The organism is Ameyamaea chiangmaiensis (assembly GCF_013376175.1).
Classification (GTDB): domain Bacteria; phylum Pseudomonadota; class Alphaproteobacteria; order Acetobacterales; family Acetobacteraceae; genus Ameyamaea; species Ameyamaea chiangmaiensis.
Genome location: NZ_JABXXR010000080.1, coordinates 1 through 12650, shown reverse-complemented (window position 1 = coordinate 12650; position 12650 = coordinate 1). Strand labels below are relative to the sequence as shown.

At 65.2% G+C, this 12650-nt stretch carries 12 protein-coding genes; 6 read left to right on the top strand and 6 right to left on the bottom strand.

Going from position 1 to position 12650, the window contains the following annotated elements:
- A partial coding sequence (gene betI, locus HUK82_RS10515; RefSeq protein WP_176613909.1) for a transcriptional regulator BetI occupies positions 1-567 on the bottom strand: 567 nt, incomplete at its 3' end.
- 437 nt (positions 568-1004) lie between these two features.
- On the opposite strand from betI, the gene HUK82_RS10510 reads away from it, so the two are divergent.
- The 5 genes from HUK82_RS10510 (at position 1005) to ppk2 (ending at position 6656) form a co-directional block, all read left to right on the top strand.
- Positions 1005-1253, top strand: a complete 249-nt coding sequence (locus tag HUK82_RS10510; RefSeq protein ID WP_176613908.1) for a hypothetical protein — start codon at positions 1005-1007, stop codon at positions 1251-1253.
- Between the two features lie 10 nt (positions 1254-1263).
- A complete protein-coding gene (gene choW, locus HUK82_RS10505) occupies positions 1264-2130 on the top strand; it encodes a choline ABC transporter permease subunit (protein ID WP_246495680.1) in 867 nt (288 codons plus the stop codon).
- Entirely contained in the window at positions 2127-3305 is a 1179-nt protein-coding gene (locus HUK82_RS10500; protein WP_176613907.1) for a quaternary amine ABC transporter ATP-binding protein, read from the top strand. The genes choW and HUK82_RS10500 overlap by 4 nt, the downstream gene beginning before the upstream one ends.
- An 872-nt stretch (positions 3306-4177) precedes the next feature.
- Positions 4178-5626, top strand: coding sequence for a carbohydrate porin (locus tag HUK82_RS10495; protein WP_176613911.1), 1449 nt, complete (start codon positions 4178-4180; stop codon positions 5624-5626).
- 91 nt (positions 5627-5717) lie between these two features.
- Positions 5718-6656, top strand: coding sequence for a polyphosphate kinase 2 (gene ppk2 / locus HUK82_RS10490; protein ID WP_176613910.1), 939 nt, complete (start codon positions 5718-5720; stop codon positions 6654-6656).
- 99 nt (positions 6657-6755) lie between these two features.
- Here the strand turns inward: ppk2 and HUK82_RS10485 are convergent, their stop codons facing one another.
- Entirely contained in the window at positions 6756-8099 is a 1344-nt protein-coding gene (locus tag HUK82_RS10485) for a hypothetical protein (RefSeq protein ID WP_176613906.1), read from the bottom strand.
- Positions 8100-8424: 325 nt separating this feature from the next.
- Here HUK82_RS10485 and HUK82_RS10480 point away from each other — a divergent pair, with 325 nt between their 5' ends.
- Complete coding sequence (locus HUK82_RS10480; RefSeq protein WP_176613905.1) at positions 8425-8832, top strand: hypothetical protein; 408 nt, start codon at positions 8425-8427, stop codon at positions 8830-8832.
- Here the strand turns inward: HUK82_RS10480 and tssG are convergent.
- The 4 genes from tssG to HUK82_RS10460 form a co-directional block, all read right to left on the bottom strand.
- The gene (tssG, locus tag HUK82_RS10475) at positions 8829-9872 is read right to left on the bottom strand and encodes a type VI secretion system baseplate subunit TssG (RefSeq protein WP_176613904.1); all 1044 of its coding nucleotides are present in this window, start codon (positions 9870-9872) and stop codon (positions 8829-8831) included. The genes HUK82_RS10480 and tssG overlap by 4 nt on opposite strands.
- Positions 9872-11713: a type VI secretion system baseplate subunit TssF gene (gene tssF, locus HUK82_RS10470; protein ID WP_176613903.1), complete on the bottom strand. Its 1842-nt coding sequence runs from the start codon at positions 11711-11713 to the stop codon at positions 9872-9874. Before tssF ends, tssG begins: the two co-directional genes overlap by 1 nt.
- A gap of 5 nt (positions 11714-11718) precedes the next feature.
- Positions 11719-12207 (bottom strand): type VI secretion system baseplate subunit TssE, encoded by a 489-nt coding sequence (tssE, locus tag HUK82_RS10465; protein ID WP_176613902.1) that lies wholly within the window; start codon positions 12205-12207, stop codon positions 11719-11721.
- Between the two features lie 4 nt (positions 12208-12211).
- Positions 12212-12650: type VI secretion system accessory protein TagJ (locus tag HUK82_RS10460; protein WP_305144406.1), on the bottom strand; the 439-nt coding region annotated here is incomplete at its 5' end.

Sequence of the window (12650 nt, the reverse complement as noted above, 5' to 3'; positions counted from 1 at the left end):
GTCGTGGGCCGCACCCCCGCCCAGCGCGCCATGCAGCCATGTCCCGTCGATCAGCGCCGCCAGCATGTGCGCCAGGTCGTGGGCGGCCGCTGGCGGGACAAGCCGTGCCAGATCGAACCGCAGGTTGGCGATCATGCGGCGCTGATACAGGCGTTGCACGCGGCGGAGCGTGTGGATGTGCGGGGCTTCGGCCCAGAAAAAGAGCCATAGGACGGCGTTGGCGGCCGTGAACTGGTCGCCGCTGAGGCAACAGCCGATCAACGCGTCCAGCCGCGCGCGGGGCCCACGTGCCTGGCGTTGCGCGCGCGCCACCTCCGCCGACAGGGCGCCGGCGACGTGGGCGAACGCCGCGCCCAGAAGTCGGTCCTTGTCCTGAAAGTAATATACCAGAAGACTGGGCGAGACGTCGGCACGGGCAGCGATGCGCGCGAACGTCGTCCCGGCCAGCCCCGCCTCACGCAGGACATCCAGCGTCGCCGTGATCAGGGCGGTACGACGATCATCTTCGGTCGCACTTCGGCGTCGGGGTGGGGATCGGGTCTCGTGTGGGGAGGGCTGACGGTTCATGCAGTCAGTTATCCATAAATTGAACGCTCATTCAACGCGTTTCGCAACGAGTTGATCGCTCGTTGTCGCGATTGCTCGCGCAGGCGTCCATTGCGGTCTGGCGACGGCGGTTCACACCGCGCCACGGATCGCGGCCGGCATGGACGTTAAAAGGCGCCGGGGTTCTGAACGTTGTCGAGAACGCAGACACATCTATGTCCGACGCGCTGTGTGATGTGTTCGGATGTTTCCGTCATGGAATGGTCTTGTTTCGACATGATGTGCTATTCCAGGCTGTCAAGCGGCTTTTGTGGGCGCGGTTCGCCACGCCGCGTATTCCATCGACCGCGTGGCGGCCGTAAAACTTTCTTGTCCGGGACGCGCGGATGTCGCGTCGCGCTCTGTCCGGATCGATGCTTTCACCTGCGATGCGTAGCCCAGCGAAGAGATGACGTCTGATGGAGCTGCTTTCGTTCGACATACGCCGTGCCGGATGCCCGCTCGGGATCGTCGATGATCCGGATTCGCTTCTGGCCGCCCTGTTTCGCGACCGGCCCTCTCGGTCGGGGGCGGCTGCCCGAACAGCGCGGGGGGCGGATGAACCAGACCGTGCGTACTGGGGCCAGCAGGCCCGCGGGCTGGGGCGACCGGGCGTGGATCGGCACGGGATTTCGAACACGAACGACACTCGGACGGGCCGGCGTTGAACGCCGCTGAATGAAGGCCGCACAGATGATGGCACCTGAACACTGGATTACGGCGCACAAGATTCCCGTCGGCACGGCGATGGCGGCGGTCATTGATGTCGTCCGGCATTACGGGCTGGGCGTTTTCGATGCGATCAGCGATGTGGTCGGCGCGTGTGCCGATGGTCTGACCATAATGCTGCTGGATATCCCGCCTTTGCTGCTGGTTGCTGTGGCGATCGTCGGTGCCTGGTTTTTGCGTCGGTCGTGGAAACTGGTCGCGCTGATCGCGCTGGGGTTACTGTTCATCATCAACCAGGGATACTGGAACGAGACGATGGCGACCCTTTCGCTGATCCTGTTCTCCACCCTGTGTTGTATGGTGGTCGGCGTGCCTCTGGGGGTGGTCAGTGCCCATCGTCCCCGTCTGGCACAGGTGCTGCATCCGATACTCGACCTGATGCAGACACTGCCCACGTTCGTCTATCTGATTCCGACGCTGATCCTGTTCGGTCTGGGTACCGTGCCAGGCATGATCTCGACCATCATCTTTGCCGTGCCCGCACCGATCCGCATGACGCAGATGGGCATCGCGCGCGTGCCACGATCGCTGATCGAAGCGGGCGAGGCTTTCGGCGCGACCGAGCGGCAGATCCTGTGGAAGATCGAACTCCCCGCGGCTCTGCCCTTAATTCAGGCCGGGCTGACGCAATGCATCATGCTCAGCCTGTCCATGGTTGTGATCGCGGCTCTGGTCGGTGCTGGCGGGCTTGGCGTGCCGGTCGTACGCGCCCTGAACACCGTGCAGGTGGATGTCGGGTTTGAGTCCGGGTTCGTGATCGTGCTGCTTGCGATCATGCTTGATCGCCTCTGTCGTTCGAAGGAGCCCGCACAGTGAGCGAAACGGCGAATGTGGCGCTCGACTTTCGCAATATCGACATCCTGTTTGATCGCAGCGGCCGGCGCGGTGCCATCGAGGCCGCGCTGGCACGGCTGGATGCCGGCGAGACGCGTGAGGAGATCAGCCGTGCCCTGAAGGTGACGGTGGGCGTGGCGGGTGCGAATCTGGGGGTGGCGCGCGGTGAGATCAGCGTGCTGATGGGACTGTCGGGATCCGGTAAATCGACGCTGCTGCGGGCCGCCAACCGTCTCAATCAGCCCATACGCGGCGAGGTACGGATCGGAAACGGCTCTGCGTGGCTTGATATCGCACGGTGCGACGGTGACACGCTGCGCGAACTGCGCAAGACGCGCATCGCCATGGTGTTTCAGCAGTTCGGCCTTCTGCCCTGGCGCAGCGTGCGTGATAACGTCGGGTTCGGACTGGAACTGCGTGGCATGGCCCCGTCGGTCCGGCGGGAGATCGTCGAGGAAAAGCTGGCGCTGGTCGGCTTGTCGAGTTGGGCCGATGCCCAGGTCCACGAACTGTCGGGCGGTATGCAGCAACGGGTGGGCCTGGCCCGCGCCTTTGCGACCGATGCCGATATCCTCCTGATGGACGAGCCGTTTTCCGCGCTTGATCCGCTCATTCGCCGCAAATTGCAGGACGAACTGATGGACCTGCAGAAAAGGCTGAAAAAGACGATCCTGTTCGTCAGCCATGATATCGACGAAGCGCTCAAGATCGGCAGTCGGATCACGATCATGCGCGAGGGGCGGATCGTCCAGACCGGAACCCCCGGCGACATCACCCTGCGCCCGATCAACGACTATGTCGCGGACTTCATACGTCATATGAATCCACTGCCGACCATTCTGGCGGCTGCCTTCATGCGGCGTTTTCGGGATTTGCCGGTTCGGCCCGACGGGTTGCTTGACGCCGGCACGATTGCCATCGACCAGCACGCGCCGACCGCGCACGTCGCCGACCGAGGTGTGGTCATGAGGGCGTGTGGGGAGTGGGAGCCGGGGGCGGTCTGTATCGTGCCAACACACATGAGCCTGGGCGAGGTCATCGTCATGCGACAACGCAGCGGTTTTCCGGTTCTGGTGGAGGAAGACGGGCAACTGGTCGGAGTGTGCGATGACGCGGATATTTATCAGGCCCTGTCCGGTGAGAGGCGGCGTGGATAACCCACGCTGCGGGTGCTGCGGCGCGTCGGTTCTCTGACCCTGTCTTACCGCCCGATCCGGGCTGACCGGCGCATGGACTGGGGCGGCACCATCGCGCGGTGCGGATACGGTTGAACGCACGGGTGGCCTGCGTCACCAAGGTGCGGACTCTGGCTGCCCCAGCCTGAATCAACGGGCATAGCCGCCAGAGTTTCGGCTCGACCTTTCCTGCTCGCTGAGGTGGGCGCAGCAACGCCATCGGCATTTTTCATGCCCGGTCGCCCCGCGCCACGGCGGATCGAACCCTACCGGCGCGACCGTCAGGCGGCGAGCCTCGGGCTCCGAACGGGCCCCTGTCGGCGTCGCCCGATGCCTTAAGCTCTCGAGTATTGGTGTCGCGTTTCGGGCCCGGGCCTACGTCACGGGCACGCCGAGTCGGGCAGGGCGGCCCGAACAGAAACGCGGCATCGGCTTTGCGGTCGTCCGGCACACCGGTCGGACGCGACACGTCGGCAGCTGTCGCGACCGACGCACGAAAGCGCATAGGGGCGCCTGTTGTGCCCCAGGGCGGGCATCGCTCATGACCGGTCGCTCGCACCTGGTGATGGCGATGACATTCCATCACGTGTGACGATGGCGGTTGCGTCTCCGCCGGGCATGGGCACCATGGCCGCATGCACTTCGACCTTGACCCCTGTGAGCACGACGACCTGAACGACACGCCCGGACGATGGGCCGGGCGCACGGGCGATGGGTGCCATCGTGGGTGTTGACGCGTCGCCCGGCCACAGCACGGCGCGCCCGGCCGAGGGGCCGGTTCGCGTCGACCCTTCGGACCCGCGTCACCCATGAGGCGGTGCGCGTTGCGAGGTCGCGACCGTGCTCAACCCGTGATGTCCGTCGCGGGCTGGCGCGCGGGGGTCGTGATCGCGGCGCTGATGGCAGCGGGCAACGCCGCCCGTGCGGCCAGCCATCCGCTGGTGACCGACATCCTGCCCTCCGGCGTACCGTTGCCGGTTCCCGCGCCGACGTTTGTCCTGCCGCCCGACGACGCCGGGACCGAACTTCTGGGCGACGCGTGGGGCGCCCGCCCGTGGCTGGACCGCCATGGCGTGCGTCTGACCGCCCAGGACGTCGAGGAACTCTGGGGCCTGACAGGCGGCGGTCTCAACCGAGGCGCGACCTATGACGGCATGACCGCGATGGCGTTGCTGCTCGACACGAACGCGGCGTTCGGATGGCATGACGGTGCGTTCAATATCAGCGCGCTTCAGATCCGTGGCCGGTCGTTCACGGACGAGCGGCTGGGCGCGCTCAATCCGGTCAGCGGCTACGATGCCGGACGTTCGACGCGCCTGTTCGAGGTCTGGTACGGGCAGGGCTTCTTCGGCGACCGGCTGGATATACGCGTGGGCTCGCTTGATCTGGATACGGAGTTTCTGGTGAGCCAGAACGCCTCGTTCTTTCTGAACGCCAGTTTCGGCTGGCCGCTGTCAACGTCGAGCAATCTGTATTCCGGTGGCCCGTCATGGCCCTATTCGGCTCTGGGGACGCGGGTGAAATGGTCGCCACTGTCCGCCCTGGTCCTGATGGGTGCCGTGACCGACGACAACCCGACCGGGGGGCCGTTCTACAGCAGCGATGGCGATACACAGAGGGATGCGTCGGGGACGCGCTTCTCTCTTGGCAACGGAGCGCTTTTCGTGGGCGAGGCGCAATATTGGCTTGATCTGGCGCGCAATTTGTCCGGCAAGGATGCGCCAGCCCTTCCAGGAACATGGAAAATCGGGGGCCTGTTTGACAGCGGCGCATTCCCCGATCCGCGCTACGACGCCCGGGGCGGCCTTCTGGCCGATCCCGACAGCAGCGGCGACCCGCGCGAACACCGGGGCAACTGGATGACCTATGTCGTGATCGACCAGATGATCTGGCGCGAGAAAGTCGGCTCCGACAAGACGATCAACGTGTTCGTCCGTGCCACGGCCAGCAATGCGACGCGCAACCGCTTCACGCGCGAGGTGCAGGCGGGCTTCACCTTCGATGAACTTCTGCCCGGCCGGCCGGATGACACGTTCGGCATCGCGTGGGGCGTGGGCTTGTATGGTCGTCGCGCGGCGCAGGCCGCGCGCGACGCCGCCCGCTTCGGTACAGCCACGGGCGCCCCGCCACGGCCCGAACACCATATCGAACTGACGTATCAGGCCGCCGTGACGCACTGGCTGAATCTCCAGCCTGACGTTCAGTATTTCTGGGGCGTCGGCGGTGGCGCGACCGATGGCGACACGGGTCGGCCGATCCGCAATGCCGTCGTGACAGGGCTGAACATGACGACGACGTTCTGAACGGCGAGGCTTCGGCCGGAACACACGAGGGCGACCGTCATCGAACTTTAACGCGCTGTCATTGCGGGCGTGGCGTAGTTTGCGCGTGATTATGCCGGCACGACAAGGAATACCCACGGTGGACGACCGCGACACAAACCCTTGCGACGAATCCGTCCGGGCCCGGATACGCCGCGAGATCATCGACGACCTTGATGAGGAGTTCGAGCTTTCGCTGGAAGAAGACATGGCGGGCGGCGCGCTCGACGCGGCCGACCGCGCGTTCCGGCGTGTCTATTTTCATGAACTGGTCCGCCTGCAGGGTGAACTGGTGAAATTGCAGGACTGGGTGAAGGCGACCGGCCACCGGCTGGTGGTCCTGTTCGAGGGGCGCGATGCCGCCGGCAAGGGTGGTGCGATCAAGCGTATCACCCAGCGTCTCAATCCGCGCATCTGCCGCGTGGCCGCCCTGCCGGCGCCCAACGACCGTGAACGCACCCAATGGTATTTCCAGCGCTACGTCGCCCATCTTCCGGCGGCGGGCGAGATCGTGCTGTTCGACCGGAGCTGGTACAATCGCGCCGGCGTGGAGCGCGTGATGGGGTTCTGTACCGACGCGGACTACGAGGAGTTCTATCGCTCCGTCCCGGAGTTCGAGAGGATGCTGGTCCGAAGCGGCGTGCAGATCGTGAAATACTGGTTCTCGATCACCGATGATGAGCAGGAGGCACGCTTCCATGCCCGGATCGGGGATCCGCTGAAGCAGTGGAAGCTGTCGCCCATGGACCTGGAGAGCCGCCGCCGCTGGGAGCACTACACCCATGCGAAGGAAACCATGCTGGAGCGGTCGAGCATACCCGAAGCGCCGTGGTGGGTGGTGCAGGCCGTGGACAAGAAACGCGCGCGCCTGAATTGCATCACGCATCTTCTGTCGCAGGTGCCTTACGAACCCGTGGCGCACCCGGAGGTCGTTCTGCCGGCGCGCGTTTATCACCCCGAGTATGAACGTCAGCCGACCCCGGCGTCGATGATCGTGCCCGAACTGTACTGAGTGCGCGTCGAGGGGCGGAACGGTGTCCTAACCTCCGGCGTGGGTCTGTCGACGACCGGGGGGCGATGCGGCGACTCTTGGGCCCGGCGCGGCCGGTCGTCAGATCGACAGCTTGTCGGCCAGGGCGAGCCAGCCGGCGGGCTCGTTGATAAGCGCCAGATAGTCGTACTGGTGCCCGCGTTCGCCGAAGGTCGACGAAAACACGACCTTGAAAATTGCCGTGGCGGGGCCGGCGTTCATGCGCTGCGTCTCGTCGGTGGAATAGGTTTTTCCGGCACGGGCGACCTGCTGCTTGTGCTGCTGACTGTAGGCGGTGCGGGCCAGATGACGCGTGAAGGCGTTCCCTATCCCGCTTTTCTGGGCGAGATACCGGGCCTCGCGCTCGGACTGTTGGGGAATGTGGCTTGTCCGGACGTCCGGGCGCACATTGACCGCGGATTGTTCCAGCACTGCGCGAAAATGGATATAAGCTGCGGCGATATAGATCTGTGTGTTGACGTCCTTGGGTGTGCCCAGCGCGATGGTCCTCGGGTCGAACGCTTCCTTGAACGATTTTCGCCAGTCGGTGGACAGCTTGTCGAGCTGTGTGATGCCAGTGGCGGCGATCTGTATGCCTTGTCCCACCTTGGTGGCGATATCGCCGATATTCACGCCCTGATGATAGACGACGCCCGCGCCATGAGGCGAGGCCGCGGAAAACACCGCCGCCGTCTTGTTGACGATCTTCTTCAGCTTCGACGTCGTGGCCGTCCTGAGCGCATCGTGAAGTTTCCGATGATCCTCGGTCGGGCCGGTGGCGTCGATCGCCTTGAGCTTGTGGAATTTCACTGAACTGCTGACCAGCGACGAAAGCGCGGTCGTCAGGGCGGAGACGTCGACGACCGTCTTGCACCGCAGAAACAGACTGCACAGGGCGGCAAGCGAGCGTGCGGTCTGCTTTCGGCCGCGCCGTTTGAAATAGGCAATCGTGTTGTACGGTACCTCGTGCGAGGCGGGTTCCAGGCTGACCCGCAGATATGGATTGGCGATGTAGATCTTCGTGTCGCCATGCAGTGTCGCCCGAGACCAGTTGCCACGCGTGTAGCGGTTGATCCGCACGCAGGCTTCCTCGAAGGCCGTGAAGACGCTAAGGCCCGATGACACCAGACCGAACGCCGTTTGCAGGTCGGCCGGTGTCTTTCCGAAGAAGCTGGCAAAGCTCACGATGCTGAAGGCCTGCGATGCATAGTCGCAATAGTCGACGACGCGCTGGTTCCAGTCGCCGCGGGTGGCCATCTTGTCCTTGTGGGCAAGGATGTCTTCCGCAATTGTCTTGAAGTCGGGGGCGATCGTGCTGGGGACCGGGACGGCATGGGGGTCGAAATTTGCGCCCATGACGCTGATCTTCGCGGGGCCAGCGTTGATCGTATCCCAGGCAGAGTTTCTACCAGCGTTGGAAATCATGATGTCCTCACCAGTCCTGCCGATGCCCGAAACCATTGTCCGACGGCAGGGCCGTCGTGTCCCCGGGCTGCGTGCCGCTCTTTTACCCGGTACAAGGGTGCGGACCCTGCGGCCAGATCAAATGGAGGCTGCATTACCGTTGCAACCCGATTCCAGCGCTCCACGCGGAGGCGTGTCGTGAATGCGGAGCGGACGGTAACACGCGCGTGCGCTTTCACGCCGTTGCCGGTATAACGGCGGGGCGTCGTCGTGACCGGTGACGGTCGCTGTTCGATGCGTCATGGTAATGCTGTGGAGGCGGAAACGGGTGACGGACATGGGAACTATGCATAAAAAGGCTGCCGTCCTGGGGTGTCTAGCGGCGTTTTCTGTCTCCGGCATCACGCGGGCGTCGGCCGCCGATGCCGGCATCCTCACGCCCGACACGTCCTGTGCGGCGCTGATTTTTTACACACGGACCGACAATGTCGGTGACCCCACGCCTGCCGCCAAGGCGCGGTTTGCCGCACTTTTAGACATGATGAAGCCCTACCGGGATGCTCTGACGCCGCGCGTGGCGTCCGATGTGCAGATCAGGGATCTGTTCGCGGCTCTGGACCGGGAATGCCGAAAGGATCAGGGCGAGGCGTTGGGTGTGGCTGTCCGCAAGGCTGGCGACGCCACGATCGACGCGGCCAACAAGGATCTTAGGGACGCGGGCGGCACCGATCACGGGGACGCTCCCGCTCCCTAGGCCGGTCTGGCAAGGATCGGAAATGTGACGTCGTAGGCATCGCAGTCTCGTGGTTCCGACCGGGCGAGCCAGCCTTCCGCGCCGAGTTGCGCGCGGCCGGTTTGTGCGGCGGGGACATGGTCGCGGCACAAACCAAGACGCACGAGACATTCCACGTCGTCATCGACAAAAAGCCGGATCAGCCTCGTCAGTATATCGTGATGCTGACCCGCTGGCAGAAAAGCGCGAAAGGCGTCCAGCGGCAGCGGGCCCAGAACAATCTCGATCCGCGCGTTCATGTCCCATAGCCGCGCCCCGATGACCGCGTCGACCCCGAGTTGCACGTATTGACCGTCCTTGTCCCCCGGAAGCCGCGATTGCTGATCGGGCGGCACGGCGACCCACTGACCCGCGAACTGTTCGATCCGCACGGGTGCGTCGACCCACTCTTCCAGCAGCGTGCGCAGCCGTTCCGCCGAGCGGGGCCGCGTGGCGATCAGGCCCGAGAAATACAGCAGGTGGCGATCGCCGATACCCGCGCGCTGGACGGCGTGAGCCTCGTCAAGGCCCATCAGCGCAAAAAGCGTCTGCGCGATGCCGCGTCCGGTGCCAGCCGGGGCCGCCGCCGTCGCGCTGCCGTCGGGGATATATTTCGTGCCCGCTTCGGCGAACTGCGCGCGCGGGCGTTGGGCAAGCATGTCCAGAAACGCGGCGAAAGCCGGCGCGCGCGCGCGATACTGTTCGTCGGCGAGCGCGCCGTAAGGGCCCGGCAGGACGCCGTCATGCCCGGTCAGGCCGCCAAAGCCGATCGTGACGTCGAAGGTTCCGTCGTCCCGTGGTCGGACGTGCAGGATATCGCTCCACGGCGTCGCGCGGCCCGGTGCCGTGTGGAAGTGCACGACTTCCGCCATCGGCCGGCCCGTGACCCGCTCCAGAAGCGTCATGGCGGCATCGAACGAAAAACGACCCGGGGTGGCGATCAGCGCCTCCAGAGCCCGGGAGATATCCGGGGCGCCCGGGCTGGCTGGCTGCGGTAAGGAATTCGGATCGTGCCCGTTCATCACAGCACCCGACGATACCCCGCGCGCGGCGGGAAGCGCATCACCTCGTCAGGGTGGCCAACCAGACGGACCGTGGTGCGTACGAAATTGTTCGATGCCACGTGCAGGGCGAGGAAGCGGTCCAGTACGCTGGCCAGCAGAAACAGGCCGTGTTCCGCCCATGCCGTGGCGTCGAAGGTGAGCACGACCTCGATCCCCCGGCACAGGCCGATTTTCAGTCCGTCGGACAGCCGCGCGACTGTCGGACGTGATTCGACGCTCACCAGTCCGGCGATGGCCGCCCGGGTCTGTTCGGAGCCGCGCACGTCATAGAGGGTCAGAAGATCGCGCAGTGCCTGCGCGCCTTCGTCACCGCCGGTAAGGCTGAGATGGTTGAGCGTGAGATGGGTGATCAGTGCCCATGCGCTGCGTTCGCGTTGCCGCCGGCGCCAGCTTTGGGTGGGCGGCGTCAGGCAATGGATGCGCGTGACGCCACCCAGCCCGTGCTCCGGCACGAACACGGGCGCGCCGCCGCCGAAAGGCAGGCGCGCCGGCATGTCGCCATCGCTCATGGTGGCATCGATCGACAGCAGGCGTTCGTCCACCGCCGCGTGCGGCTCGGTCGCGGGCGTGGCATCGGCGGCCGTGCCAAACCGGATGGGTGTCAGCCAGGTCTCCGTGGCGTCCGTGGCCAGGGTGGTCTGCCGGGACAGGACGTATTCCCCGGCACTCTGGGCATCGTCTGTCGGCAGATGGCGGTAGAGCGGCTGCCACGGCAGGCTGGCACCGTCGCTCTGGATTTCGCGCACGGACTGGATCTGCCAGATCGCGGCGGTACGGCTGGCATGCGCGGGTGGTTCGACGGGATAGCGCGTCTGCCAGTGGGTCAGGCGAACCGGCTCGCACGCCGTGTCGAAAAGATTGACGACGGGAACGCAGTTCAGGCGCAGGGCATCCGGGTGAAGTGTGCGTGTCAAATTCGGCGAAACGGTGTCGAGATAGACGAACAAAGTCATCTCCGACCGCGTGTCCACCAACGATCGCGCGTCGATACCGGCAAGATCGAAAAAGAGAAATTTCTCGGGGAGCGCGAAATATTCCGTCAGCAGGCGCAGGCCGCTGAACGAGCGGCGTGGCCACGGATAGAGTGCCTCGTCGGGCGCGAAGCCCCGTGGCTGCAAGGCGTCCAGAGGAAGCGGTGTGGGCCGGTCGTCATTGGGGCCGGCAGCCAGGGACACGCCGATGGTATGCGCGCACAGAAGTTCATACAGCGCGATGGCCTGCGCCGAGGGGCCATGAATGAAAAAGGTCAGTCGATCCGGGGCGATATCACTGAAGGACGCGTCCCGGTCCGCCAGCGACAGTTTGACGCTCAGCACGCTTTGCGTGCGGCGGGTCGCGGCGTGCGCGGGGGCATCGAAGGGTGTGGCCTGCAAACGCGCGTCGTGGGCACGCAGCGGCCAGATGTTCAGCGGTGCCGTGGTGCGGAAGCGGCACGGCGATCCATCGGGCGCGGAGGTGTGCAGGGGAGCGCCTGTGGGGACGGCGACCGCAGTTCGCGCGTCGGGCATGCCATGAAGCTGGACGATGCAGCCTGAGGGCAGGGGCGCGAGGTAGTGCGGATACAGAATGTCCAGAAGGGCGTTCGTCAGTTCCGGAAAATCGTCGTCCAGACGCTGTTGCACGCGGCCTGTCAGGAAGGCCACGCCTTCGAGAAGGCGCTCGACATGCGGATCGTCGACCAGATCCCGCGAGAGGCGCAGGCGCCCGGCGATCTTTGGGTGCGCCTGCGCGAAGGCATCGCCCAGCGAGCGCAGGGCGTCGAGTTCGCGCTGATAGGCATAGATGAAGTCGTCGCTCATCCGGGTCAGGCGTCGCGCAGGGTATGGACGGAGATGCGCTGGCCGGGCGGCACGATCGCGGTGCTGTATCGCACGAATTCCGGTTCGGGATCGATCAGGATGAACCCCTCGATGTGCAGACGGATCCTGGTGGACAAGGGGGCATCGTCGGGCAGCAGGGTGACGCGGATCTCGGCCAGGCGCGGGTCGAAACGCCGGATCGTGGACTCGACATCGTCGCGGATGCGCGCTCGCTCGTCCTGATTGGACAGGACGCGGGCCGTGACGTCGCGCAGCCCGTAGGTCAGCAACGAGCGCGACAGGGCATCCTGATGCGGCCTGGGCACGATCCAGGGACGCGGCGCATTCAGCAGGCCCTCCAGATCCCTTCGGATCGCGGACGACAGGGAACTGAGCGTGCGAGCCTCGGAGGCGGGCGGATCGATCGACTGTTCCGGCGCATCGTCGAGAAGACGATCGAGCACCGAGAGCACGGGCGTATGGCGACCGGTCATGGGGTCAGGCACCCGACGGCGCGAACGTCAAAGTGCCGAGCGTCATGATCTCCCGTGCGTCGTCACCGATCAGAAAAGTCTTCTGGCCCTGACCGCGCACCGGTCCCGCGTCGTCCGACCACGCCGTCGCCCGACCCAGGCGAAGAGCGTCGCTGTCGCCCGGCGGATCATACAGCGTGGGAAGATAGACGTCGCCTTCGGGGCCGTTGCGCACCACGACCGTTGCACGACGCCAATAGAGGTCGCGCGGCCGGCGGGGCGCGTGGAAGACGACCTCCACAAGCGATTCCATGGGCAGCCAGTAACATTTACCCGTGGTGGTCAGGACCTCGAGCGATCCGCAGAGAACGTCGTCGACGTCGCGCAGATCGTCGACCGTGGCGGCCCGTCCGTCCGCGCTGGTGAACGTGCCCGCGACGCGAGGGCGCAGCGTCTCCGCGTCG

What these genes read in the sequence shown, in the direction of transcription:
- HUK82_RS10510 (WP_176613908.1), top strand. Translation starts at nt 1,005, where the DNA reads ATGGAGCTGCTTTCGTTCGACATACGCCGTGCCGGATGCCCGCTCGGG.
- choW (WP_246495680.1), top strand. Translation starts at nt 1,264, where the DNA reads ATGAAGGCCGCACAGATGATGGCACCTGAACACTGGATTACGGCGCAC.
- HUK82_RS10495 (WP_176613911.1), top strand. Translation starts at nt 4,178, where the DNA reads ATGTCCGTCGCGGGCTGGCGCGCGGGGGTCGTGATCGCGGCGCTGATG.
- ppk2 (WP_176613910.1), top strand. Translation starts at nt 5,718, where the DNA reads ATGCCGGCACGACAAGGAATACCCACGGTGGACGACCGCGACACAAAC.
- HUK82_RS10485 (WP_176613906.1), bottom strand. Translation starts at nt 8,099, where the DNA reads ATGATTTCCAACGCTGGTAGAAACTCTGCCTGGGATACGATCAACGCT.
- HUK82_RS10480 (WP_176613905.1), top strand. Translation starts at nt 8,425, where the DNA reads ATGCATAAAAAGGCTGCCGTCCTGGGGTGTCTAGCGGCGTTTTCTGTC.
- tssG (WP_176613904.1), bottom strand. Translation starts at nt 9,872, where the DNA reads ATGAACGGGCACGATCCGAATTCCTTACCGCAGCCAGCCAGCCCGGGC.
- tssF (WP_176613903.1), bottom strand. Translation starts at nt 11,713, where the DNA reads ATGAGCGACGACTTCATCTATGCCTATCAGCGCGAACTCGACGCCCTG.
- tssE (WP_176613902.1), bottom strand. Translation starts at nt 12,207, where the DNA reads ATGACCGGTCGCCATACGCCCGTGCTCTCGGTGCTCGATCGTCTTCTC.